At 66.6% G+C, this 24,645-nt stretch carries 22 protein-coding genes and 2 tRNA genes; 6 read left to right on the top strand and 18 right to left on the bottom strand.

Annotation, left to right across the window (positions count from 1 at the left end):
* The first annotated feature begins 51 nt into the window (after positions 1-51).
* Positions 52-3,405 carry an amidohydrolase family protein gene (locus AAW00_RS09245; RefSeq protein ID WP_047004549.1) on the top strand — a complete coding sequence of 1,118 codons (3,354 nt, stop codon included), beginning with the start codon at positions 52-54 and terminating at the stop codon, positions 3,403-3,405.
* 9 nt (positions 3,406-3,414) lie between these two features.
* Here AAW00_RS09245 and AAW00_RS15000 read toward each other — a convergent pair whose 3' ends face one another.
* The 13 genes from AAW00_RS15000 to pepN all read right to left on the bottom strand — a co-directional run bounded on the left by AAW00_RS15000 (position 3,415) and on the right by pepN (position 17,655).
* On the bottom strand, positions 3,415-3,561 hold the full coding sequence (locus AAW00_RS15000; RefSeq protein ID WP_156170023.1) for a hypothetical protein: 147 nt from the start codon (positions 3,559-3,561) through the stop codon (positions 3,415-3,417).
* 104 nt (positions 3,562-3,665) lie between these two features.
* Positions 3,666-5,051: an alpha,alpha-trehalose-phosphate synthase (UDP-forming) gene (locus AAW00_RS09240; protein WP_047004049.1), complete on the bottom strand. Its 1,386-nt coding sequence runs from the start codon at positions 5,049-5,051 to the stop codon at positions 3,666-3,668.
* Positions 5,052-5,058: 7 nt separating this feature from the next.
* Positions 5,059-6,861, bottom strand: coding sequence for a glycoside hydrolase family 15 protein (locus AAW00_RS09235; RefSeq protein ID WP_047004048.1), 1,803 nt, complete (start codon positions 6,859-6,861; stop codon positions 5,059-5,061).
* Entirely contained in the window at positions 6,858-7,535 is a 678-nt protein-coding gene (gene otsB / locus AAW00_RS09230) for a trehalose-phosphatase (protein ID WP_162199426.1), read from the bottom strand. The genes AAW00_RS09235 and otsB overlap by 4 nt, the downstream gene beginning before the upstream one ends.
* A 432-nt stretch (positions 7,536-7,967) precedes the next feature.
* A tRNA-Gly gene (locus AAW00_RS09225) sits at positions 7,968-8,041 on the bottom strand.
* Positions 8,042-8,087: 46 nt separating this feature from the next.
* Positions 8,088-8,771 carry an OmpA family protein gene (locus tag AAW00_RS09220; protein WP_047004047.1) on the bottom strand — a complete coding sequence of 228 codons (684 nt, stop codon included), beginning with the start codon at positions 8,769-8,771 and terminating at the stop codon, positions 8,088-8,090.
* 10 nt (positions 8,772-8,781) lie between these two features.
* Positions 8,782-10,665 carry a cation:proton antiporter gene (locus AAW00_RS09215; protein WP_047004046.1) on the bottom strand — a complete coding sequence of 628 codons (1,884 nt, stop codon included), beginning with the start codon at positions 10,663-10,665 and terminating at the stop codon, positions 8,782-8,784.
* Positions 10,666-10,749: 84 nt separating this feature from the next.
* Positions 10,750-11,286 carry an adenine phosphoribosyltransferase gene (locus AAW00_RS09210; protein WP_047004045.1) on the bottom strand — a complete coding sequence of 179 codons (537 nt, stop codon included), beginning with the start codon at positions 11,284-11,286 and terminating at the stop codon, positions 10,750-10,752.
* A gap of 22 nt (positions 11,287-11,308) precedes the next feature.
* Positions 11,309-12,202 (bottom strand): cytochrome c1, encoded by an 894-nt coding sequence (locus AAW00_RS09205; RefSeq protein ID WP_047004044.1) that lies wholly within the window; start codon positions 12,200-12,202, stop codon positions 11,309-11,311.
* A 32-nt stretch (positions 12,203-12,234) separates the two neighbouring features.
* Positions 12,235-13,530 carry a cytochrome b gene (locus tag AAW00_RS09200; protein WP_047004043.1) on the bottom strand — a complete coding sequence of 432 codons (1,296 nt, stop codon included), beginning with the start codon at positions 13,528-13,530 and terminating at the stop codon, positions 12,235-12,237.
* A 20-nt stretch (positions 13,531-13,550) separates the two neighbouring features.
* Positions 13,551-14,135 (bottom strand): ubiquinol-cytochrome c reductase iron-sulfur subunit, encoded by a 585-nt coding sequence (gene petA / locus AAW00_RS09195; RefSeq protein ID WP_047004042.1) that lies wholly within the window; start codon positions 14,133-14,135, stop codon positions 13,551-13,553.
* Positions 14,136-14,327: 192 nt separating this feature from the next.
* Positions 14,328-15,014 (bottom strand): peptidoglycan editing factor PgeF, encoded by a 687-nt coding sequence (gene pgeF, locus AAW00_RS09190; protein ID WP_047004041.1) that lies wholly within the window; start codon positions 15,012-15,014, stop codon positions 14,328-14,330.
* Positions 15,007-17,655, bottom strand: a complete 2,649-nt coding sequence (pepN, locus tag AAW00_RS09185; RefSeq protein ID WP_047004040.1) for an aminopeptidase N — start codon at positions 17,653-17,655, stop codon at positions 15,007-15,009. The genes pgeF and pepN overlap by 8 nt, the downstream gene beginning before the upstream one ends.
* A 53-nt stretch (positions 17,656-17,708) precedes the next feature.
* Between pepN and AAW00_RS09180 the strand changes: the two genes are divergently transcribed.
* On the top strand, positions 17,709-18,503 hold the full coding sequence (locus AAW00_RS09180) for a Rossmann-fold NAD(P)-binding domain-containing protein (RefSeq protein ID WP_047004039.1): 795 nt from the start codon (positions 17,709-17,711) through the stop codon (positions 18,501-18,503).
* On the opposite strand, the gene AAW00_RS09175 is transcribed toward AAW00_RS09180, so the two are convergent.
* Together AAW00_RS09175 and AAW00_RS09170 are read right to left on the bottom strand one after the other, a co-directional pair.
* Entirely contained in the window at positions 18,472-19,404 is a 933-nt protein-coding gene (locus AAW00_RS09175) for a DMT family transporter (RefSeq protein WP_047004038.1), read from the bottom strand. The two genes, AAW00_RS09180 and AAW00_RS09175, sit on opposite strands and share 32 nt — an antisense overlap.
* On the bottom strand, positions 19,401-20,396 hold the full coding sequence (locus tag AAW00_RS09170; RefSeq protein WP_047004037.1) for a threonine aldolase family protein: 996 nt from the start codon (positions 20,394-20,396) through the stop codon (positions 19,401-19,403). The genes AAW00_RS09175 and AAW00_RS09170 overlap by 4 nt, the downstream gene beginning before the upstream one ends.
* 50 nt (positions 20,397-20,446) lie before the next feature.
* Here AAW00_RS09170 and AAW00_RS09165 point away from each other — a divergent pair, with 50 nt between their 5' ends.
* Positions 20,447-20,749, top strand: coding sequence for a GNAT family N-acetyltransferase (locus AAW00_RS09165; RefSeq protein ID WP_047004547.1), 303 nt, complete (start codon positions 20,447-20,449; stop codon positions 20,747-20,749).
* A gap of 3 nt (positions 20,750-20,752) precedes the next feature.
* Here the strand turns inward: AAW00_RS09165 and AAW00_RS09160 are convergent, their stop codons facing one another.
* The 3 genes from AAW00_RS09160 to AAW00_RS09150 all read right to left on the bottom strand — a co-directional run bounded on the left by AAW00_RS09160 (position 20,753) and on the right by AAW00_RS09150 (position 23,055).
* Positions 20,753-22,315 carry a PH domain-containing protein gene (locus AAW00_RS09160; RefSeq protein WP_052761858.1) on the bottom strand — a complete coding sequence of 521 codons (1,563 nt, stop codon included), beginning with the start codon at positions 22,313-22,315 and terminating at the stop codon, positions 20,753-20,755.
* The gene (locus tag AAW00_RS09155; RefSeq protein ID WP_047004036.1) at positions 22,312-22,809 is read right to left on the bottom strand and encodes a PH domain-containing protein; all 498 of its coding nucleotides are present in this window, start codon (positions 22,807-22,809) and stop codon (positions 22,312-22,314) included. Before AAW00_RS09155 ends, AAW00_RS09160 begins: the two co-directional genes overlap by 4 nt.
* 171 nt (positions 22,810-22,980) lie before the next feature.
* Positions 22,981-23,055, bottom strand: a tRNA-Thr gene (locus AAW00_RS09150).
* 106 nt (positions 23,056-23,161) lie between these two features.
* On the opposite strand from AAW00_RS09150, the gene AAW00_RS09145 reads away from it, so the two are divergent.
* The 3 genes from AAW00_RS09145 to purE are packed head-to-tail and all read left to right on the top strand — an operon-like array spanning position 23,162 to position 24,609.
* Positions 23,162-23,395: a hypothetical protein gene (locus tag AAW00_RS09145; RefSeq protein ID WP_047004035.1), complete on the top strand. Its 234-nt coding sequence runs from the start codon at positions 23,162-23,164 to the stop codon at positions 23,393-23,395.
* Between the two features lie 28 nt (positions 23,396-23,423).
* On the top strand, positions 23,424-24,125 hold the full coding sequence (gene gpmA, locus AAW00_RS09140) for a 2,3-diphosphoglycerate-dependent phosphoglycerate mutase (protein WP_420911625.1): 702 nt from the start codon (positions 23,424-23,426) through the stop codon (positions 24,123-24,125).
* 1 nt (position 24,126) lies between these two features.
* A complete protein-coding gene (purE, locus tag AAW00_RS09135; protein WP_047004544.1) occupies positions 24,127-24,609 on the top strand; it encodes a 5-(carboxyamino)imidazole ribonucleotide mutase in 483 nt (160 codons plus the stop codon).
* Positions 24,610-24,645 lie beyond the last annotated feature (36 nt).

Below are 24,645 nucleotides of genomic sequence, written 5' to 3'. Positions count from 1 at the left end.
ATCGGAGTGATGCGCTATGCAGGCAGCGCAGACAATCGTCCGGGGCGCACCATGATCCGTAAATTCGCATTCCTCTCCGCCGCAGCTTCCCTCGCGCTGGCTTCCGCCAGCGCCGCACAGCAGGCGCAGCCGCCGCAGGAGCCCGATCCAGTCGAGGAGACCGAGGCGCCGGAAGATCAGAACACCCGCCAGGCGCCCCCGCCCGATCCCGCCCCCGGCCAGTCGCCTGAGAACGATGCCACGGGCGAAAGCATCGCCGCCGGCGACGCGGACGAGGACTGGGACGTCAATAACCCGCCCGGCGTGCCAATCAGGCAGGTGCCGATCCGCGTCAACGAAGGCACGTGGATGGACATCGACGTCTCTCCCGACGGCCGCACCATCGCCTTTTCGCTCCTCGGCGACATTTACACCATGCCCATCGGCGGGGGCACGCCCGTGCGCATCGCCGAGGGCCTTGCGTGGGAAGTGCAGCCGCGCTTCTCGCCCGACGGAACGCGCATCGCCTTTACCTCCGACCGCGGGGGCGGCGACAACATCTGGCTGATGAATGCCGACGGTTCCGATAAACGCCAGCTGACGAATGAGGACTTCCGCCTCCTCAACCAGCCCACCTGGTCGCCCGACGGCCAGTTCATCGCCGCCAAGAAGCACTTCACCACCGGTCGCTCGCTCGGCACGGGCGAGGTGTGGATTTATCACATTTCGGGCGGCAGCGGCGTGGCGCTTGTCGAACGCCCGAACGAGCAGCACCAGAAGGAACTGGGGGAGCCGATCTATTCGCCGGACGGTGAGGCGATCTACTACACCCGCAACATCACGCCCGGCCCGATCTTCGAATACGCGCAGGATTCCAACCAGGACCTGTTCAACATCGAGCGCTACGATCTCGCCTCGGACGAGGTGACGACGGCGGTATCCGGACTGGGCGGTGCCGTGCGGCCGACCCCCTCACCCGACGGCCGGATGATGGCCTTCGTGCGGCGCGAGAATACCGTCTCCCACCTTTACGTGCGCGACCTGACGAGCGGGGCGGAGCGGATGATCTACGCCGATCTCGACCGCGACGTGCAGGAGACCTGGGCCGTCACCGGGCTCTATCCCAATATGGACTGGACGCCCGACAGCCGCTCGATCGTGTTCTGGGCGGGCGGCAAGATCCGCCGGATCAACGCCGACGGATCGGGCGCGGCGGAGATTCCCTTCGCCATCGACGACACGCGCGGCCAGTTGCCCGCGCCGCATCCGGTCATCCCCGTTGCGCAGGACAGCGTCGAGGTGACGATGGCTCGCTTCGCCGAGGTCTCGCCCGATGGCCGCACCGTGGTGTTCGAGAGCCTGGGCCATCTCTACACCATACCAGCAGGCGGCGGCGCCATTCGCCGGCTGACGAGCGAGGACGAGGGCTTCGAGCTTTATCCCAGCTGGTCGCGCGACGGCTCGCGCATCGTCTATGTGCGCTGGACCGACGAGGGGCTGGGCGAGATCCGCACGGTCGGCCGCGACGGTCGCGGCTCCACCCGGGTGACGACCCAGCCCGGACATTTCGCCCGCCCGCACTTCTCGCCCGACGGACGCACGATCGTGTTCGAAAAGGCCGAAGGCGGCTTCCTCACCGCGCCCGAATACAGCGACAACCCCGGCGTCTACCGCGTCGCGGCATGGGGCGGAGAGCCGGTGCTGGTCAGTCGCGACATGGCCCGGCCCCACTTCGGCGCGGACAGCGACCGGGTTTTCATGACCGGGTCGGAAGGCGGATCGCAGACGCTCGTCTCGACCAACCTCGACGGGCTCGATGCGCGCACCCATGCCAAGGGCGAACTGGTAACGAGCTACACTGTCTCGCCGTCGGGCCGCTTCTTCGCCTTCACCGAGAACTACGATGCCTACGCCATGCCGCTGATGCCTGGCGGGCAGGCGGTGACGATCTCGGCCAGCGCGAGCAACCTGCCGGTGGTCGAGGTCTCGGATTCGGGAGCGGACTACGTGCACTGGTCGAATGACGGCGACCGCCTGCATTGGTCCCTGGGGCCGACGCTCTACACCGCCGAGCTTGCGGCGCTGTTCCCCTCCGCCCCGCCCGCCGAGGGCCAGGAGCGGGCTTCGTTCACCCCGCCGCAGTCCGGCGTTTCCATGCTGCGCACCGTCGCGGCCGACCGGCACGAGGGTCGCCTCGCCATCACCGGCGCGCGCATCGTCACGATGGCGGGCGCCGACGGCGGCATCATCGAGAATGGGATGATCCTCGTCGATGGCGACACGATCGCCGCCGTCGGCCCTGCCGGATCGGTATCGAGACCGGCGGGCACGCCGACCATCGATGCAGCCGGCCGCACCATCATCCCCGGCCTCGTCGACGCCCACGCCCACGGCTCCTACGCCGCAGACGAACTGGTGCCGCAGACCAACTGGAACCTCGTCCAGGCCCTCGCGCTCGGCACGACCACGCTGCACGATCCCTCCAGCGACACGCCCGTGTTCGTGGCGGAGGACATGCAGCGCACGGGCATGATCCTCGCCCCGCGCATCTTTTCGACCGGGCGCATCATCTACGGCGCGCGCAACCCCTATGCCTATGCGCAGATCGACTCGCTCGAGGACGCGCTCGACCACGTCCGCCGCCTGCGCGCGGAAGGGGCGCCCAGCATCAAGAACTACAATCAGCCGCGCCGCGACCAGCGGCAGATGGTTGTGGAGGCCGCGCGGCGGGAGAACATGCTCGTTGTGGCCGAGGGCGGCTCGCTCTTCGGCATGGACCTGAACCTGATTGCCGACGGCAACTCCACGCTGGAGCACAACATCCCGGTCATGCGGATGTACGAGGACGTGCTGCAGTTCTTCGCCCAGTCGCGCACCAGCTATACGCCGACGCTGGTGGTCGGCTACGGCGGCCTGGCGGGCGATCCCTACTGGCGGCAGGCAACCAACGTGTTCGAGCAGCCGCTGCTGATGGCGCACACCCCGCCGGCGCTGCTGCGCGCCCAGAACGCGCGCCGGACCACCGCACCCGAGAGCGACTTCATCGACGACGACGTGGCGCGCGAAGCGGCCCGGCTTGCGGAGCGCGGCGTGCTGGTCTCCATCGGCGCGCACGGCCAGCAGGCGGGCATCGCTCCGCACTGGGAGATCTGGTCCTTCGTGCGCGGTGGCATGACTCCGCTGCAGGCGCTGCAGGCGGCGACGATCGTGCCCGCCCGCTCGCTCGGCATGGACCGCGAGATCGGAAGCCTGGAGCCGGGCAAGCTCGCCGACCTCGTCATCCTCTCCGGCAATCCGCTCGAGAACATTCGCAATACCGAGCGGGTCGAAACCGTGGTGCTTGGCGGACGCGCCTACGACGCGGCGACAATGAACGAGATAATCACGGGTGACGAGCGACGCGGCGCCTATTGGTGGAACCGATAGCGGAGAGAATCACGTCAAACCTTTGAAACGCGCGCTGTTTGCCGCGTGCGCCAACTTGGAGGCGAAAGAGAGCAGGGTTGAGGAGACGGAAAGCGCGATGGTTTCCTGCGATTGGGGATGATCAAGGCAAACTTTTTTGCCGATTTTAATGTTCAATCTCGAAACCCTTAAGGCGCACACTTGATCGCCCTCACCGTCCGTACCTGCGGCCGGCATACTTTGGCAGCCACGGAGCGGGCGGACCGGTGAGGGCCAAAAGATCACTGCTTTACCTGCTCGAGGTCGTTCACGAAGTTTCCAGCCCACTTGATGACATTCTGATCGCGGACGCTGGCTAGCATTGGTTCCCAGCGAGCCTTGCGTTCGTCCAAGGGCATATCGAGCGCATCCCGGATTGCCGAGGCGATGTCGTCGGGGCTCTGCGGGTTGACCATCAGGGCCTCCGTGAGTTGCTCGGCCGCCCCGGCGAAACGGCTGAGGATCAGAACGCCTGGATCGTCGGGATCCTGCGCCGCGACATATTCCTTAGCGACGAGGTTCATCCCATCGCGCAAGGGTGTGACCAAGCCGATCTTGCAGGCGTTGTATATACCGTAGAGCTCTGCCGGAGTATGACCCTGATTGACGTACCGGATCGGAACGAGATCGATCCGGCTGCGGGCTCCATTGATCTGGCCGGCCTTTTGTTCGAGCTCGGCACGAATGTCCTGATAGGATCCGATGTCGCTCCTGCTCGGCGGAGCGATCTGGATGTAGACCAGTTCGCCGACCCGCTCTGGATAGCGGTCGAAGAACCGCCCAATGCCGTCGAGCCTCTCGGGCAGACCCTTTGAATAGTCGAGCCGGTCCACACCGATCATGGCCGTCCGGCGCCGCGTGCTCGAAAGCACTCGCTGACCGGCCTGACGCGCCTCTCCGGAATTTCGAAGGGCGGTGAACTGTTCGAAATCGATCCCGATGGGATATGCCCGCGCAATCACCGTGCGCCCCTCGATACGGATCCGACCACTTCGTTGATCGATTTTTGCGCCCAGCTCGGTCTGGCAGTAATGGAGGAAGCTGGTCAGCCATTCCTCGCACTGGAAACCGATAAGGTCATAGGCCAGCAACGAACGCACCAGGCGCTCATGGTAGGGCAGCGACACCAACAATCGCGTCGGCGGCCATGGTGTGTGCAGGAAAAAGCCAAGGCGGTTGGTCAGGCCCCGGTGGCGCAGGTCGTCACCAAGGGGAATTAGGTGATAGTCATGCACCCACACGATGTCATCCCGTTCGATCAAAGGCGATAAAGCCTCGCCGAAAAGGTGATTGACCCGCTCGTAGCCCCGACCCGTCTCGCGCTCGAATTTTGCCAGATCGATCCGATAATGAAAAAGCGGCCACAGCGTGGAATTCGCGTAGCCGTTGTAATAGTCTTCAAGATTGCCCGGCGACAGGTCGATGGTGGCCGTAGTCACCCCGTCACTGGTTTGGATATTGGGTATCTGTCCGGGTTGCGCCGCTTCTTCTCCCGACCAGCCGAACCAAAGTCCGTTCGTGTCTTTCAGGGCAGCATCGAGAGCGCCTGCAAGCCCGCCTTGTGCACCCTTTTCGCCGTATGCACTCGGCACAGCGACGCGATTGGATACGACGACGAGGCGGCTCATCCTACGCTCACCTCACCGTGCTCCAACTCTCGGATAACAGGCCTGCGCAATTGATAACCCCGACCAGCGAATACGTCTGAGGGAAATTGCCCCACAGTTCGCCGGTTTCGATATCCGTGTCTTCCGACAAGAGACCCGATCGCGTCTTGTGCCCAAGCATGGTCGAGAACAGTTTGCGCGCTTCGTCACGTCGACCGCTGCGCGCAAGCGCGTCGATGAGCCAGAACGTGCAGATGTTAAAGGCAGTCTCGGGCGCGCCGAAATCATCCTCTTTGGCATAGCGGAGCATATGATCGCCGCGACGCAGATCGCGCTCGACCGCCGTGAGGGTGGAAACGAATTTCGGATCGTCGGGTGGCAGGAACCGTAGTTCCGCCAGTTGCAGCAGGCTTGCGTCGAGATAATCGGTCTCGAAGCTGGCCCCGTAGTGCGGGTCGCCATTGTCATTATCGACCCATGCCTGCGCATCGATACGCGCGCGGATCGCGGTGGCACGTTCACCCCAGTAAGCGGCGCGTTCCGGCATGTTCAGCCAGCGCGCTACGTTCTCCAGCCGGTCGCAGGCAGCCCAGCACATCACGGCAGAATAGGTGTGGACCTCCCTTCGGGTGCGGAACTCCCACAGCCCCGCATCGGGCTGGTCGTGTTTTTGCCAAGCCAACTCGCCCACCTGCTCCAAGCTTGCGAAATCTCGCTCATCCGCCAGGCGCAGGAGGCGTTGATCGAAGAACGCTTGCGCCGTGGGCAAAACGATCTGACCGTAGCAGTCGTATTGCACCTGCTGGTATGCGGCATTGCCGATCCGCACCGGCCCCATACCGCGATACCCCTCCAGGCTTTTCGCCTCGCTTTCATGCAGGTGCGCATCGCCCATCACCGAATAGAGCGGCTGGATCTGACCACCTTTGGCAGCGTCCACAATGTTGCGCAGATAGGCGAGGTATTTTTCCAGAACGTCGAGCGCGCCAAGACGATTGAGAGCCTGGACGGTGTAGTAGGAATCGCGAATCCAGCAGTAGCGATAGTCCCAGTTGCGAGCCGAGCCGGGAGCTTCCGGAATGGATGTGGTGAGCGCTGCGACGATCGCGCCTGTCTCCTCGTGCTGGCACAGCTTGAGCGTGATTGCGCAACGGATGACTTCGTCCTGCCATTCGAGCGGCGTGGCAAGGCCGCGAACCCACAGTTGCCAGTACTTGCGTGTCAGTGCCTCCATGTCGCGCACCACGGCTCGCAAGTTGCCGGAAAAGGGCTCGTCGGGGCCGAGGAAAAAATGCTGGTCGCTCTCGACGCGGTAGGCGCGCCCTTCCAGAACATACCCCACGGGCGCGTCGGTCGAGAGTCGCATTGCCTGTTCACCGACGAGGTAACGGACGTGGTTCGTACCGTTGGTGCTCGAAGCCTTTTCCGCGCCGTAATCGTGCATCGGACGCAATTGAACCTTCAGGCGCGGTGCCCCGGCCACCGGGCGCACCACGCGGGTGAAGGCCACAGGCCTGTACATTCTGCCGGAGCGCTCGAAGCGAGGGCAGAAATCAGTGATCTCGACCGCGCTTCCGTCGTCGGCTTCCAGCCGGGTAATGAGGATGGGCGTGTTGCGCTCGTAACGCTGCACGGCGCTCACCTGTCCCTCCAGTTCGAACCGCCACACGCCGACATCCTGCCGGTCGCCGTTGATCAGGGCGCAGAAGACCGGGTCGCCATCGACGCGCGGAACACAGCCCCAGACGAGCCCTGCAGCCTCGTCGATGAGGCCCGAAACCTGGCAGTTGCCAATGGGCCACAGCTCGAGATTGGAGGTATCATTCGTCAAAGTTCAAGCCACTCCCTGACTGCCTTGGGATTGTCGAGCCGGTGCAGCGCAGCCTGGCTCGGTCGGTCACCCACTACTACGCCGAACCCACCTAGCGCCGAACAGGCCTCGAAGCCGTCTTCGTCCGTAAGGTCGTCACCCACGAAGATCGGCAAGGCTCCGGCAAATGGCATTTCCGCCATGAAACGGCGGACTGCCTCGCCCTTGTCAGCGCCAGGGCGGATCAATTCCGCGACCCTTTTGCCAAGCTTGACCGCCAACCCGGATCGCCGGGCGACCTGTTCAAGGTACAACGCACATTCGCCTTCCATAGCAGGTCGTGTTCGCGTGTGCAGCGCAATGCCATACGCTTTCGCTTCTACCAAAATGTCGCGCGGAAGTGCCCAGTTCGATACCTCTTGAAGCACAGGCGCGGGTAGCGGCTCTCCCGAGACCAACATTTGTCCGGTAGCGGCGCGAAGTTCGGCACCGTGTGATCCCCCGCAAGCGACCGTCAGACTGCCACAGTGGCGTTCGAGGTCCGCAATCACCCGCCCGCTGATAAGGGCAAGCCGACCGTCGAGCCGGTCCGATAGTTTGGCCAGACCGTCAGCCAAATCATCGCTCACTACGATGCCTTCGGGCGTAGGTGCGAGATCGACCAGCGTACCGTCGAAATCGAGGAATAGCGCCACGGGGTGCTCTGCTGAAAAGTTCCGCAGGCAGGGCGGCGGCTCGGAGGCCGTTGCAACCATGCGGGGCTATGTAGCGCCTGCACCGTCAACATCAACGCAACACTGCATGCGCGCCGCGACGAGCAAAGTCGGTAGGAACACCGATAGCATCACGCGTAGGCCAAACAGCATTTCGGCATGGCAAGGATCGCGAGAGTGGCGAAGTTCTCGTCGACAGGGTCGATCGTGATGGGTCAGCATGCCGAACATTTCAGGCAAAATTCGATAGCGCCTCAGCGGACGAGAGACATTTCTGCTGGACAGGGCGCCGAACTTCGCTTCGGAAAAAGAGCTACTTGGGGAACAGGCCCAAGCTTCTGTAAGAAGCTGTAAGCGAAGGTGTGCGCACTACCGCCTCCGGAATGGCGGTTTTCTGCGGCTGGATCAGGAAAGTGGAGCGGGTAGCGGGAATCGAACCCGCATAGCCAGCTTGGAAGGCTGGAGCTTTACCACTAAGCTATACCCGCGCTCTGGTGCCGCTTGCCACCGGCTGCTCGTCTTCGTCAAGCCTCGCTATTGCTGACCTCGTGCCGGACTGGAGGTCCGGGCCGTCGCGGGGGAAATGGCGGATGGGGTACGATCTCTTCCATTGTCTTCACGTGCGGTCGCTGTCTGTGGAGCCACTGGCGGTGCAATGCGCAATTCGACACGGCGATTGCGACGGCGGCCTTCCTCGTTGGGCGACCCGTCGGGCAAGGCATTGGGAGCGATCGGGTTCTGTTCGCCGAACGCGATCACCTCGATCCGCTCGTCCGCCACGCCGCGCTCGACCAGCCAGGCCGCGACCGCTTCGGCACGTGCGCGCGAAGCCCTGAGGTTTGCCTGGTCGTTGCCGCCCGAATCGGTGTGGCCGGACAGCACGACGGGCCAAGTCTCTCCGAGCGCGTCCTCGTTCATGATGCCCGCCAGCATCCGCTCGGCACCGTCGCTGAGGTCGGCTCCGTCAGGGAACGGAACGGTCAGTTCGACGGGCTGCGTCGGCAGGTCCATCGCCTCGCCCTCGGGCAGGTCGTCGCGCATGATCGAGGCGGCGGGAGTTGTGGTCTGCGTCGGCGCCGGCGCAGCAGTCTCCTCGGCCGCGGCAGGGCCGGGTTCGGGCGCGCCGTCCTGCCGCACGTCGCAGGCAGCCAGCGCGAAAAGGGCCAGCACCAGCGGCGGCGCGAGATGCCGGGTATTGCGGGTGGGGATTGTGATCATGTCCTGCTCCTCAAACCGGTTGCGGCTTTTCCGTCGCGGCAGAGGCAGCGGCGCGCTTGGCTCCGCGTTCCTCGGCCTTGCGTGGCGGGGAAAAGCTGATGACGATGTCGCCCGCGCGCGGCTCCGGCGCGGCGGCATGGGTGAAGAACTTCATCTCGCCGGACGGTCGCAGAAGGAGCAGCATGTTCGCAGCCTCGGGCAGGGTGTCGCGCGCGTCGGCGAGCTTGTACTGATCGGACAGTCGCGTGTGGCGGAAGATCCAGCCCTGCTCGTGCCGCTCCAGCACATCCTCCACGCCGAAGCCGGACTTGAACAGCGCCCGGCCACGCAGGCTGGCGGCGATGGCGCGGAAATCGTCGTCCACCCCGTCGCCCAGCTGGTAAACCTTGTCGGTGCCGATCTCCGGTGCGAATTCGGAACAGACGAGCGCGTTGTAGGCCTCGTTGTCGGTGGCCGCGACCAGCGACTGGAAGGGGTTGAGATCGAGGTTGTGCTCGGTCGCCTCGTTGAGGATCTCGCCGTGATAGGTCGGCAGGCCCTTCGCCCGCGCGGGCTTCAGCCGCTGCCACGATGTATCGACGAGCAGCACCGGGGTTTCGAGCTGGTGCAGCTTCTCGGCGAGCGCTATCGTCCACGGTGTCGCCCCCACCAGCAGCACCCCGGGCCGCTCCGCACCCTTTACCTTGAGCAGCCTGGCGACCACGTCGATGGTGAAGCCGTGGGCGAAGACGGTCGCCACGACCACGGCGAAGCTGAGGCCGATGAGGATCGAACCGTCGCCGTAGCCGAGCTCGTTCAGGCGCAGCGCGAACAGGCCGCTGATGGCGACCAGCACGATGCCGCGCGGCGCGATCCACGAGAGGAACAGGCGCTCGTTCCACGGGATCGAGCTGCCGAGGAGCGAGAGCAGGATGGTCGCCGGACGTACTAGGAACAGCAGCGCGAAGAGGAACAGGTAGAGCCTGAGGCCCGAGACCTCGAAGGGATTGAGATAGGTCAGCTCGTTGAGATCGAGCGAGGCCGAGAGCAGGATGAAGATGCCCGAGACCAGCAGGACGGCGATGTTCTGCTTGAAGGGATGGATGCTCCGCAAACTCGAGACATGCATGTTGGCGAGCGCAATGCCCATGACCGTCACCGCCACCAGCCCCGCCTCGTGCTCGATCTTGTTGCACAGGACAAAGGTGCCAACGACAGCGACGAGCAACACCGGCACCTTGAGGAATTCGGGCACCAGCCCGCGCGGGAAGCTGTAGGCAATGACCCAGGCGGCGGCGAAGCCGATGGCCCCGGCCACGGCGCCCGCCAGCGCGATCTGCGGGACAACGTCGAAGGCGGTGCCGCCGGTCTCTGCCGTGGCGCGAAAGTATTCATAAGCGACCACGGCGCACAGCGCACCGATGGGGTCGTTGACGATGGCCTCCCATTTCAGCAGCGCGGCGGGTCGTTGCTGCACGGCGGACTGGCGCAGCAGGGGCATGACCACGGTGGGGCCGGTCACCACGAGGATGCCGGCGAAGAGGATCGCCACCGGCCACACGAGACCGGCGATGAAATAGCAGGCGAGCGAACCGAACAGCCAGGCAAGCGGGGCGCCGAGGAAGACCAGCCGCCAGACCCCCTCGCCGTACTTTCGCAGTTCGCGGAAATCGAGGCTGAGGCCGCCTTCGAACAGGATCAGCGCGACACCGATGGCCACCATCGGCTCAAGCAGATCGCCGAAGGCCGCACGCGGGTCTATCAGCGGATAGCCGAGCTGGCCCATGATCGGCCCGGCGATGAAGCCTGCCGCCAGCATCAGCACGATCGCCGGCCAGCCGGTGCGCCAGGCCAGCCACTGCGCGCCGATGCCGAGCACGCCGACCAGCGCGATCACCAGCGCCTGCTGTTCCATGAATGCTCCCCGAAATCCTGTCCCTGTCAGGGGGTCAATGAGCGAGGAGCCAAGTCTTTCCCCGAAAGTGCCGCCAAGCGGGGATCAATGCCCGTCGAAAGCCATCACCGCATGGGTCGCGAGGCCATGATCCTCGAGCGCGGTACGGCCTGCAAGTTCGGGCAGATCGATGACAAACAGCGCGTGGTCCACCACGGCGCCGGCGCGGCGCAGCAAGGTCGCAGCGGCAATGGCGGTGCCGCCGGTGGCGAGGAGGTCGTCGACCAGCAGCACGCGCTCGTCCGCGTTTACCAGCGTGGGGTCGAGTTCGAGCCGTGCGGTCCCGTATTCGAGCGCGTAGTCCTCGTGCAGCGTGGCGACGGGCAGTTTGCCCGGCTTGCGGAGCGGGATGAAACCCATGCCCAGTTCCAAGGCCAGCGCCGTACCGAAGATGAAGCCGCGTGCCTCGATCCCGGCGACGGCGCTCGCACCCAGCCCGTTCGCGAGATTGGCCAGCGCATCCACGCTGGAGCGCAGGCCCTCGCCGTGGGCAATCAGCGTGGTAATGTCGCGGAACAGGATGCCCGGCTTCGGAAAGCCGGGCACTGTGCGGACGAGTGCCTTAAGGTCGTCAGGCGTCACGCCGTGAGCCTGCCGGCCAGCCTCAGTCCTTGCGACGGTGCGGCTTGACCGGGGCCCAGACCTGCTTCTTGGCGAACCAGGCGAGCACGGTGACGAACAGCGTGAACAGCATGATCCACCAGCCCGTCTGCTTGCGCTTCACCAGCGTCGGCTCGGCGGTCCAGGTCAGGAAGGCGGCGACGTCCTGCGCCATCTGGTCCACGCTGGCCTCGGTACCGTCGGCATAGGTGACCGCGTTGGCGCTGAGCGGCGCGGCCATGGCGAGGTTGAGGTTCGGGAAGTAGGGGTTGAAATGCAGCCCCTCCGGGGTCTCGAACTCGGGGAATTCCTCGCGCAGCGTCTCGCCGCTCGTCAGGCCGAAGGTCGCGGGGTCGCGGTAGCCGGTCAGCAGCGAGTAGACGTAGTGCGTGCCGTCGTGACGCGCCTTGGTCATCAGCGAGAGATCGGGCGGAATGGCATTGCGGTTGGCAGCGGCCGCCGCGATGGCATTGGCATAGGGCTTGGGGAAGTAGTCGGTCGGCAGGGCCGGACGCATCACGTCTTCGCCCGTGTCGGGATCGATACCGGGTACGTTCCAGGTCAGCGCCTCGGCCTTCACCTGCGCCTCGGAATAGCCGAGCTGGGTCAGGTCGCGGAAGGCCACCTGGTTGAGCGAGTGGCATGCCGAGCAGACCTCCTTGTAAACCTGGAAGCCGCGCTGGAGCTGCGCCACGTCCCACTTGCCGACGGGGCCTTCGAAGGCGAAACCGCCCTCCGGCTCGCGCGCCTCGAGATGGAATTCGTGCTCGGCGGTGGGTTCCACGAAATGGCCGTGCTCGGACAGGACCGAGAAGGCCGGGCCGATGCCGAAGGCAAAGGAGATCAGCGCCACGAAAGCGAAGCCGAGGCCAACGAGGATACCAACAAGGCGGATCATCTTATCGTCTTTCCTTAGTCAGTAACGCTGGCTCAGACGGCCACCGGCTCGGCGTTTTCGCCCAGCACTGCCTTCTTGTCCGACCCCAGCACCGCCTCGGTGATGGAGTAGGGCAGCGGATCGGGCCGTTCGATCGAGGAGACGATCGGCAGGATCACGAGGAAGTGCAGGAAGTAGTAGGCCGTCGCGATCTGGCTGAGCATGATGTAGGGCTCCTCCGCGTGCGCGCCGCCGAGGTAGAACAGCGCGGCCATGCAGGGGATGAGCCCGAACCAGAAGAACTTGCGGAAGAGCGGGCGGTAGTGGCCCGAACGCACCGGTCCTCGATCGAGCCAGGGCAGGAAGAACCACACCAGGATCGCCGCGAACATCGCCAGCACGCCCCACAGCTTCGCCGGCAGGATGAAGTCGAAGGTAAAGGCGCGCAGGATCGCGTAGAAGGGGTAGAAATACCACTCGGGCACGATCAGCGCCGGGGTGGAGAGCGGGTTCGCCGGGATGTAGTTGTCCGGGTGGCCCAGCGCGTTCGGCATGAAGAACACGAACAGGAAGTAGGCGAGCAGGAACACGCCGAGGCCGAAGCCGTCCTTCGCGGTGTAGTACGGGTGGAACGGCAGGGTATCGCTCTCCTGCTTCACTTCCACGCCCGTCGGGTTGGACGAACCGGGGATGTGCAGTGCCCAGATGTGCAGGATCACGCAGCCCGCGATCACGAAGGGCAGCAGGTAGTGCAGGCTGAAGAAGCGATTGAGCGCAGCGTTGTCGGGCGCATAGCCGCCCAGCAGCCACACCTGGAGGCCTTCGCCGACCACGGGAATCGCGCCGAACAGGCCGGTGATGACCTTGGCGCCCCAGAAGCTCATCTGGCCCCAGGGCAGCACGTAGCCCATGAAGGCGGTCGCCATCATGAGGAGGAAGATCACCACGCCGATCAGCCAGATCATCTCGCGCGGTGGCTTGTAGCTGGCGTAGAAGAAGCCGCGGAAGATGTGGATGTAGATGACGATGAAGAAGAAGCTCGCGCCGTTGGCGTGGGCGTAGCGCAGCATCCAGCCCCAATTGACGTCGCGCATAATGTGCTCGACCGAATCGAAGGCGACCGTGCCGTTGGCGGCATAGTGCATCGCCAGCACCACGCCGGTGACGATCTGCAGCACCAGGCAAAAGCCGGCGAGCACGCCGAAATTCCAGAAGTAGGAAAGGTTGCGCGGCACGGGATAGCCCGCGCCGACCGCGTTGTAGACGAGGCGCGGCAGCGGCAACTTCTCGTCGAGGAAGCGCGTCAGCCCGTTGGAGGGGGTGTATTGCCTGGCCCAGGGAAAGCTCATGGTCTCTACTCGTCTCTCTCTTACGCCTCGCCGATCACCAGCGTCGTGCCGTTGACCGAATAGTCGGGGACCTGCAGGTTCAGCGGGGCCGGGCCCTTGCGGATGCGCGCGGCGGTATCGTAGTGCGAGCCGTGGCAGGGGCAGAAATAGCCGCCGTAATCACCCTTGTTCTCGCCCTCCACGGCGCCCAGCGGCACGCAGCCGAGATGGGTGCACACGCCCATCACCACCAGCAGATCGGGATGATCGGCCAGCGTGCGTTCCGCCAGCGTCTGCGGATCGCGCAGTTCGCCGACATCGGTGGCATTGGCCTGCTCGATCTCCGGCGCGGTGAGGCGGCGCACGAACACGGGCTGCTTGCGGAAGATCGCCTTGATCGACTGCCCGACCTCGAGCGCGCCGACATCGAGTTCGGTCGTGCTTTCGGCCAGCACATCGGCCGAGGGGGCCATCTGGCTGATCAGCGGATAGACCATCACCAGGCCGCCGATGCCGGCGGCGGAAACCGCGGCGATCTCGATGAAGTCGCGGCGGCGCACGCCTTCTGTCGCTACGCCATCGGTGACGACGGCGTGCTCGTCGGGGGTAGCCGTGGTGGTTGCCATGTCCTTGCCTTGCCTGCCGATCCCGATGCCGCGAGAAGCGGGCTGGGACGGTCCGAAAAGAAACCCTGTATGCACCGCCCGGGCGCGGATGCACCCGGCGGCTTGGCGCGGCTGATAGACGAGCAAATCGGCGCTGCCAACCCGGCTTTTCGGACTATTGCGACAACCCGCCCGCGCGGCGGCGCGGCCCCGTCAGGCGGGCAATCCGATCAGCGAATACTGGCGGCCCTCGGTCGGCTCCCCGCGGTGGGTCGCGCGGCGATAGGAGTGGAAGCGCAGCGGGTCGGCATAGGTGTCGAGGCCCAGGTCCTCCACCGCCGCCAGCCGCATCGATTCCAGCCGCCAGCGCACGTAGGCGGGCAGGTCGAAATGCCACTTGCCGGGCGTGTCGGCGCGGAGGAAGAAGCGCTCGTGCCGCTCCTCGAACTGCTCCACGAAATCCCAGCCGACCTCGTAACTGTCCCGCGCGATGGTCGGGCCGATCGCGGCGACGATGCCGGCGCGCGTGGCCCCGAGGGCCTCCATCCGTCGTACCGTCGCCTCCAGCACGCCGTGATGCGCGCCGCGCCACCCGGCGTGCGCCGCGGCCACCACGCCCGCGCGGGTATCGGCCAGCAGCACCGGCGCGCAGTCGGCGGTGACGATGCCGAGGACGAGGCCCGGCGTCGCGGTCACCACGGCATCGGCCTCGGGCCGCGGATCGAAGGGCGCATCGGCGGTTGCGGCAAGGGCCGAGTGAACCTGCCTGACCAGCACCAGCGCCCCGCCCGGCAGCAGGCGCTGCGGATCGGGCTCGCCATCGCCGCCCTTGCCGGTCAGGAAGGCGTGCGGAACGCCGTCCAGCACCCCTGCCGTCAGCGCCTCGCGTGCATCAGCCAAGGCTGCGGCTCACCTGCTCGGCGGTGTCGCGCGAGAGATCGGCGGCGGCGAGACGCTCCAGCTGCGCCTTCATAAGCGCCGAGCGCCCCGGCTCGATCCGCCGCCAGCGCCCCAGCGGCGGCACGAAGCGGCTGGCGGTCTGCGGATTGATCGGATCGAGCGCGAGGATGAGGTCGGCGATCATCCGATACCCCTCGCCGTCGGCGGCGTGAAAGGCGTGCGGGTTGGCGGCAAAGGCCATGTAGAGCGAGCGCACGCGGTTGGGGTTCTTGAGCGTGAAGTCGCGATGGTCCGCCAGCGCCCTCACGTGCTCGAGGCAATGCGGGTGCATCGAACTTGCCTGGAGCGCGAACCACTTGTCGATGACGAGCGCATTGCCCTGGTAGCGGTTGTAGAAGTCGATCAGCGCATTGGTCCGCTCGACGACGTCGAGACCTGTCAGCACCATCAAGGCGCCCTGCCGGTCGGTCATGTTGTCGGCACTTGCGTACTGCGCAAAGGCCATTTCAGCGGCGCGGTCCGGAAAGGCGGCGGCGAGGTAGGCGAGCGCCTGCGTCTTCACCTTGCGCGCACCCTTGGCTTCGGCGCTCATGGCGAAGGGCACCGCTGCGGCGCGCTCGTACAGAGCGAGAAATTCCGTCTCCAGCGCGCGGGCGAGGCTGGCGCGCAGACCCTGCCGCTCGGCGTGGATAACTGCCGGGTCGGCACGCTCCATCGTCTCGGCGACATAGGTCTCGCTCGGCAACAGCAGCAGTTCGCCGCGCATGAGGTCGTCGAGATCGCTGTCGGCGAGCACGGCAGCCATGGCGTCGGCCACGGCAAGTTCGCCCTCCTGCCGCGCTTCGGCGGACAGCGTGCCGGAAGCACCGGCCTTGAGATGCCGCACGACCAGTTCCTGCAGCGCCTCGTAACGGGCGAAGGGGTCGTCGTCGTGGGTGGCGAGGAAGACCAGTTCGTCCGACGACACCTCGCGCTCTACCACGATTGGCGCGGAGAAGCCGCGGTTGATGGAAAGCACCGGGCGCGTGGCGAAGCCGGGATAGCCGAGTGTCAGCTCTTCGCCGTCCAGCACCACCAGTTGCTCCGCCCCGCGCTCGCGGGAGTCGCGGTCGTAGAGCGCGAGCTTGAGCGGGATCGGCATGGGCTTTTTGTCCGGCTGGCCGGGCGTCGCGGGAACGTGCTGCGAGAGGTGAAGCGTAGCGGTATCGCCCGAATGCTCCAGTCGCGCGGTCACCTTCGGCGTGCCGGCCTGCGCATACCACAGGCGGAACTGTTTGAGGTCGAGCCCCGCCCCGTCCTCCATCGCGCGCACGAAATCCTCGCAGGTCGCCGCCTCGCCGTCGTGGCGCTCGAAGTAGAGGTCGGTGCCGGCCCGAAAGCGCTCCGGCCCCGCCATGGTTCGCATCATGCGGATGACTTCGGCGCCCTTGTTGTAGATCGTGCTGGTGTAGAAGTTGCTGATCTCCTGGTAGGAATCGGGCCGGATGGGGTGCGCCAATGGCCCCGAATCCTCGGGAAACTGCACCCCGCGCAAGATACGCACGTCCTCGATCCGCTTGACCGGCGCGCTGCCCATGTCCTGGCTGAACAGCTGGTCGCGCAGCACGGTGAAGCCTTCCTTCAGGCTCAGCTGGAACCAGTCGCGGCAGGTCACGCGGTTGCCCGACCAGTTGTGAAAGTACTCGTGCGCGATCACCGCCTCGATGCCGTCGAAGTCGCCGTCGGTCGCGGTCTCCTCGTCGGCGAGCACGTACTTGGTGTTGAAGACGTTGAGCCCCTTGTTCTCCATGGCCCCCATGTTGAAGTCGCTGACGGCGACGATGTTGAACAGGTCGAGATCGTATTCGCGGCCGAACACCTCCTCGTCCCATTTCATGCTCTTCTTGAGCGATTCCATCGCGTGCCCGGTGCGCGGCAGGTCGCCGTCACGGACCCAGATGTTGAGCGCCACCTCGCGCCCGCCCATAGTGGTGAAACTGTCGGAATTGGCGACAAGCTGCCCCGCCACCAGCGCGAACAGGTAGCTCGGCTTAGGCCAGGGGTCGTGCCACTCGGCCCAGTGGGCCTCGCCGTCTTCGCCCTCGGCCTCGAGGTTGCCGTTGCACAGCAGGACGGGGAAGGCCTCCCTGTCGCCGCTCATCCGCACGCGGTAGGTCGAGAGCACATCGGGCCGGTCGGGGAAGAAGGCGATGCGGCGGAAGCCCTCGGCCTCGCACTGGGTGCACAGCATGCCGTCGGAGGCATAGAGGCCCATGAGCTTGGTGTTGGCGGCGGGCGCGATGTGCGTGGTGACGGCGATGGTATGCGCCGCGCCCGGCAGCGTAACGAGGAGGTCATCGCCGTCCATGCACCAGTCGCTCCAGCCCTCGCCGTCGACCGTGACCTCGACCGGCACGATCTCGTCGCCGTTGAGGCGGATCGTCTTGCTCGCCTCGGCCGCCGGGTTGCGCTCCACGGTAAGGGTGGTGACGACGCGCGTCTCATCCAGTCCCAGCGCAAAGTCCATCGCCACCTGCGGCACGAGCCACGGAAAGGGCATGTAGTCCTCGCGGCGGATCGAGACAAAGTCCTTCGGCGCGACGGCGGCGTCGGCCATTTCGGGGTTGCCGTCGGGGGTGGCGGGGGTGCGGGCGATATCCATGATTCGGGCCTAAAGCTCTTGGGGTTTTGCGTCGAGCGACTAGAACGCACGAGATGGCGCATCTGTTCATTTTCGGGCTCGGCTACACGGCGAGCCGCGTGGCGGCACGCGCAAGAGCGCTGGGTTGGCGGGTCTCGGCGACGGGCGGCAGCGGCGATGTGGCGTTCGACGATGCCGCAGCGGTAGCGGGAGCGCTGGCCTTGGCGAGCCATGTCCTGTCCTCCGTGCCGCCCGCCGATGGCGCGGACCCGGTGCTGGCGCGTTACCACCACCTGCTGGCGGGCAGGTGGCTGGGCTATCTCTCCTCCACTGGCGTCTACGGCGATGCGGGCGGGGCGTGGGTGGACGAGAGCGCGCCCACCGGCACCGGGCGGCGCACGGCGCGGGCCGAGGCCGACGCGGCTTGGCTGGCGCTGGGTGCACGTGTGTTCCGCCTGCCGGGCATCTACGGTCCCGGCCGCAGCGCCTTCGAACGCATTACCGAAGGCAAGGCGCACCGCATCGACCTGCCGGGCCAGGTCTTCAGCCGGGTCCATGTGGAGGACATTGCCGACGGCGTCATGGCGGCGATGACCCCCGATGCCCCGCCGGGTGCCTACAACCTCGCCGACGACCTGCCCGCCAGCCAGAACGCGGTGATCGAGCACGCCTGCTCGCTGCTGGGCATCGAACCGCCGCAGATGCAATCGCTGGAGGAGGCGAACCTCTCGCCCATGGCGCGCGGCTTCTATGCCGAGAACCGGCGGGTCGCGAACGGCAAGGCGAAGCGCGTGTTCGGCTGGAACCCGCGCTATCCGACCTACCGCGAGGGGCTTCTCAGCTGTCTTTCGCCACCTGCCGCGCCCTGAGCGCGACGATCAGGCCGGCCAGCGCCAGCACCGCGCCCGCCACCGCGAGGCCCGTCCAGCGATAGCCTTCGAACAGGGTCGAAAGCGTCATGGCGAAGACCACCACCAGCACCCCGTTGTAGGCCGCGCGCCCCGCGCCCAGTTCGCGCACCAGTCGGTAATACAGCGGCAACGTCACCACGGTGCCCACCACCGCGAGATAGACCGTGCCCAGCCAGAAGCCCGGCGCCTCGGGGAAGACCGGCGGCCCGGCAAAGACCAGCGCCAGCGCGGCGTCCATCAGCGCGCCGTAGAAAATCGCCCAGGCAACCAGCGTGACGATCGGCACCCGCCTGCCCGCGGGCAGCGCCTGGATGACGTTGGTGACCGAGGCGGCGAGCATGGCGAAGACCCCGAAGGCCGTGCCCAGCAGCACGTTGCCGCCGAGCGGCGCGACGCGCGCCTCGTTCACCAACAGCAGGCCGATTCCCGCCACCGCCAGCGCGCTGCCGAGCACGAAGCGCGCGGTGATCGGCTCACCCAGCAGCTTCGCGCCGAGCACGGCGTTGGGCACGAACATCAGGCCGATGAGCAGCGCCACGATGCCAGAGGTCAGGTGCTCCTCTGCCAGATAGACGAAGACGAAGTTGCCGACGAACTGGCACAGGCCCATCGCCAGCGCCAGCCGGTGCGTCGCGCCCGGCATCGCGAGCGGCTGGCGGGTCGCCAGCGCGAGGGCGAACATCACCGGCGCGGCGAGGGCGAAGCGGTAGGTGACCGACCACAGAGTCGGCGCGGCGGCGATCTGGGTGGTGATGACGAACCAGGTCGAGCCCCAGATCATCGCGATCAGCAGGAACGGCAGCGCGATGGCCGGGCGCAGCAGGGCGTGCGGCTTCTTCGCCGCCAGGGCGCTGCTCATAACCGGGCGATGGCCTCGCCCAAGGCCCGGGCATGGTCGGGATCGGTGGCCCAGTGGGTGACGAGGCGAATGCTCGCATCGTCCCAGTCATAGAACGAGAAGCCCTGATCGCGCAGCACGGCCCGCTCGCTCGTCGTCATGCGGACGAACAGCTCGTTGATCTCCTGCGGGTGAACGAGCCGGTCCTGCGCCCGCTCCGCGATCAGCGCGGCGGCGCCATTGGCGGCGCGTGCATTGGCGAGCCACAGGTCGTCCTCCAGCATGGCCAGCACCTGCGCTGCCAGGAAACGGCCTTTGCTCTGCAAATGCCCCGCGCGCTTGCGGCGATAGCGCAGCCGCTCGGCCTGCTCGACATCGAAAAGCACCACCGCCTCGGCCCCCATGCCGCCGTTCTTGACGCAGCCGAAGCTAAGCGCGTCGACCGGTCCGGCCGCCTCGGCAGGCGGGCAATCGAGAAAGGCCACGGCGTTGGCGAAGCGCGCCCCATCCATGTGGAAGCCGAGGCCATGCGCGTCCGTCAACGACGCGAGCGCGACCAGTTCGTCGGAGCGGTAGACCAGCCCGCTCTCGCTCGCCTGCGTGATCGAGAGCGCCTGTGCGGGCACCTGATGCACGCCGCGGGTGATGCCGGAGAGCACCTTGGAAACGCTCTCCGGCGTGACCTTGGCCCCCTCGCCGTCCGCCAGCAGCAGCTTCGCGCCGTGAAGGTAGAAGCCGGGCGCGCCGCATTCGTCCATCTCGATATGCGCCTCGCGGTGGCAGACGACGCCGCCGTGCGGCTCCACCATCGTCGCGAGCGCGAGGCAGTTCGCTGCCGTCCCCGTCGCCACCCACAAGGCCGCGCAGTCGCGCCCGAACAGCGCGGAGAAGCGCGCGTCCAGCTCGCGGCTCAAGGCATCGGTGTCGTAGGGGGTGTCCGGCGCATCGGCGGCGCGCATGGCTTCCCACAGGCGGGGATGCACGGGCGCGGCGTTGTCGGAGAGGAACTGCATCGCGGAACGCCATGCCCATGCCGCCCGTTTGGCGCAAGAAGGAGAAATTCATGGCCGATATCGACATCCAGGCGACCGACGAGACGACCCACGGTGCCTACCGCGCCAACGTGGAGGGCAGCGATCGCAAGGCGGAGCTGACCTGGCGCTCCGCGGGCGAGGCGCGGGTGGCCGACCACACATTCACTCCGCCCGAGGCGCGCGGGCAGGGCATCGCGGCCAAGCTAGTCGAGCGCATGGTCGCCGACGCGCGCGAGGAGGGGTTCAAGATCGTCCCGCAATGCCCCTACGTCGATGCACTGTTCCGCCGCCACGCGGACTGGGCGGACGTGCTGGCCGACACGCCCAGCTGATAATCAGCGCGGCAGGCTGCCGAGATCGGCGGCGACTATGCTTTTCAGCACCTCGGCGCGCAGGGCGTAGGCGTCTTGGCGCCGAAGGCCATGGAAGGCCATCGTCCCGCCTGCCAGCCCCAGCTTGAGGTCGCAGTATCCCAGCCACCTGCCCAGCGGGCCCTGCGTGATCGCGGCCGAGTGAAGCTTGACCCGGCTGGCGATTTGCAGCCGCGGCGACAGCCAGCCGCGCTTTGACAGCACCTGCGTGGCATCGAGCGCGTGCCGCTCCACCCGCCACAGGTACCAGCGCCGCACCGCCTGCCACGCGGCGACGGGGACGATCAGCAGCAGCAGCGGCCAGATGCGCGCGCCCTCGGCGGCCGCCACGATGACCGCGATCTGCAACAGCACGAAGACGAACAGGGTCACGGCCAGGCCGCGCACGAAATAGTAGGCCGGCGCCGGTCGCCACCATCGGACATCCTGATCGGGCAGGGCAAAACCGGCTTCAACTGCGATCGGCGCAATCTCGAGCATCTTGGCGAAGGGCGCGACCTCGTGGTCGCTCTTGCCCGAATCCTGCGCCAGGCTGATGAAGCTGAGGCCGTGCCAGCCGAAGCGTCGACGGAGCCAGCCGGTCGAAACGACCAGCGCCTGCACGCGGTGCACGGGCATGACCACGTCGGTCTTCGTCAGCAACCCGCGGCGGCGGCGGAAGCCCTTGGCCGTGCGTTCGAGCAGGAAGCCCCAGTCGCGCACAAAAACCTGCGCCACGCCGCTCGCCATGCCGACGACGATGACGGTCAGCACCGCGTAGAGCGCCGCCGCGACCTGCGCGGCGAGCGAGTATCCGGCCAGCGCCTCGGCGGCCCCGCGATATCGCTCGTCCTCGACGAAGTCGTCCGCCCAGCCCCAGAAATCGAACAGAAAATCGAACTGCTGCGCCGCACCGAGAATGACGGCGAAGATCACCAGCGAGAAGCTGAAGAGGCCGTAAATGAACAGCCGCCGCGGCCCCATGGCGAACAGCGTGCTACCGCTTTCGGCAGGCGTGGGCCGCGCTTCCTCGGCCATCTCGCCATCCATTGTAGCAACGGGTTCCTCGGCGTGCTCGACGAGCGAGCGCACCACTTCGCGCAGCCGCTCGCCCTCGGCCTCGGGCACGTAGGCCAGCCTCAGCTCCTCCTTGCCGCCAGCGCCCGTCTCGAAGCGCACCTCGACGAGGCCGAGCAGGCGCGGGAGCAGCTTCTGCTCGAGGCTCACGTCCTGGATGCGGTCGTAGGGCACCGAGCGCGCCGAGCGGCTGAGCACGCCCTGCTCCAGCCGCACGTCGTTCGCGCCGATGCGGTAGCGCTGGCGGCTCCACTGCAGCCAGGCGACGCCGAGCTGGAGGCCGAGAATCGCCAAGAGGACCGGGAAGACGATCCAGGCGGCGGCGAAGTTCTCGCTGCGCGCCGCGCCGAACAGCACGAAGGCGGCGGGGAGCAATCCCTTGACGAGGTCGCGCGCGGAGGTCGCGGCGATGGAGAGCGGGCTGACCCGCCGCCATTCGTCGATCACGATGGGGTCGGCGCCCTCGGTCACAGCATTTCGCGCCGCACGTGGGCGCGGATCTCCTCGCGCATGTCCACCGCCACCGCGTGGTCGAGCCCCGGCAGCACGACCGAAGAGCCGTGCGTCCCCGCCGTGTGCAGGATCAGCCGCGCGATGCCGAAGGCGCGCTCGAGCGGCCCCTGCTCGACGTCGAGGTGCTGCACGCGATTGAATGGCACCACGCTGTCGGAATGGAACATGACCCCGCGCACGACACGCAACCTGTCCGCCGCCATATGATAGCCGCGATGCCGCCACCGCTTCATCGGCAGGTAGGCGATCAGCACCAGCGCGACCAGCAGCACCGCGATGCCCGGCACCCAAGCCGGGATGTCCCCCGCCAGCGCGAGCACACCGCCGGCCACCAGCAGCGGCAGTGTCGCCAGCACCCCCTGCACCCGCATCATCGTCCGGTAGGACGGTGAAAGCTGCGTCAGCGGCTCGGGATCGATGTCAGGAACGGGATCGATAAGGTCGTCGTGCATGGTGCATTATTCGCACAACACACTGGCCTGCGCAAGAAAAGGAAGGAGACGGACCCGTAGGGTCCGCAAGGCCGAACGGCCGCCCGGACCTGCCGCGCAGCCGGAGCGCAGCCCCGGCGAAGCGAACAGCAGGGAGGACGCGGACGCGGAGGCGTCCGCGCAAATCAAGAATGGTGCTGCTGGGGAGGATTGAACTCCCGACCTCACCCTTACCAAGGGTGCGCTCTACCACTGAGCTACAGCAGCGCCGGGCCCGCGCGGGGATGGTCCTGGCAGGCAGGCGCGCGCTATTGTCGCGCGACGGGCGAAAGTCAAGCCAAGCTTGAGCCGGCGCGCGCCTTGCGGCAGAGCCATGGCCATGAGCGACATCCCAACCCGCAAAGAACGCCTGGCCGCCAAGCTGCGTGAGAACCTGCACCGCCGCAAGTCGCAGGCGCGCGGGCTTTATGGAGCTGCCGGGCCGCAGGCTCGCAAGGCCGAACGGCCGTCCGCAGGTGCCGCGCAGCCGGAGCGCAGCCCCGGCGAAGCGAACAGCGCCGAGGACGAAAGCGCGGAGGTGCTTTCGAAAAACGATCAAACCCGCTAATCCGCCGCCTCGCAACAGGAGAGAGAGCTTGCCCACCCTGATCCCAGGTACCTTGGTTCTAGTCCGCCACGGCCAGAGCGAATGGAACCTCGCCAACCGCTTCACCGGCTGGTGGGATGTCGGCGTCACCGAGAAAGGTGAGGCCGAGGCGCGCGCCGCGGGCAAGCTGCTGAAGGACAAGGGCGTGCTGCCGACGCTCGCCTTCACCAGCCTGCAGACCCGCGCGATCAAGACGCTGCACCTGGCGCTGGAGGAATGCGGGCGACTGTGGATCCCCGAAGTCAAGGACTGGCGCCTCAACGAGCGGCATTACGGCGGCCTCACCGGGCTCGACAAGCAGCAGACGCGCGAGAAGCACGGCGAGGAGCAGGTGCACATCTGGCGCCGCAGCTTCGACGAGCCGCCGCCGCCGATCGAGACGGGCAGCGAGTTCGACCTCTCCGGCGACCCGCGCTATGCCGGGATCGCAGTGCCCGCCGCCGAGAGCCTGAAGCTCACCATCGAGCGGGTGCTGCCCTACTACCAGGAAGCCATCGAGCCGAAGCTGGCGGAAGGCGAGACGGTGATCGTCTCCGCCCACGGCAATTCCCTGCGCGCGCTGGTGAAGCACCTCTCCTCCATCTCGGACGATGACATCACCGATCTCGAGATCCCGACCGGCCAGCCCATCGTCTACGAGTTCGACGCCGATATGCGGGCGGGCGAGCGGTATTACCTGAAGGATGCCTGAGGTGAGCGCGCAGGTCGCCATCGTCATGGGCAGCCAGTCCGACTGGCCGACCATGCAGTGCGCCGCCGACGTGCTCGATGCGCTCGGCGTCGCCTACGACGCGCGCATCGTTTCGGCGCACCGCACGCCCGACCGGCTGCACGCGTACGGCAAGACCGCGCACGAGGAAGGCTTCAAGGTCGTCATCGCGGGCGCGGGCGGGGCGGCGCACCTGCCGGGCATGATCGCCGCGCTGACCCACCTGCCGGTGCTCGGCGTGCCGGTGCGGTCCAAGGCCCTGAGCGGCCTCGATAGCCTGCTCTCGATCGTGCAGATGCCCGCCGGCATTCCCGTCGGCACGCTCGCCATCGGCGAGGCGGGGGCGACCAATGCGGGCTTGATGGCAGCCGGCATCCTCGCGCTTGGTGACGAGGCGCTGGCGCAGCGGTTGCAGGACTGGCGCGCGGCACAGACCGACAAGGTGGCGGAAAGGCCGGAGGACTAACACCTTCCGCTCACCCTGAGCTTGTCGAAGGGTCGC

The organism is Aurantiacibacter luteus (assembly GCF_001010945.1).
Classification (GTDB): Bacteria; Pseudomonadota; Alphaproteobacteria; order Sphingomonadales; family Sphingomonadaceae; genus Alteraurantiacibacter; species Alteraurantiacibacter luteus.
The sequence above is the reverse complement of the archived record's forward strand: the minus strand, read 5'-3'. Positions and strand labels throughout refer to the sequence as shown.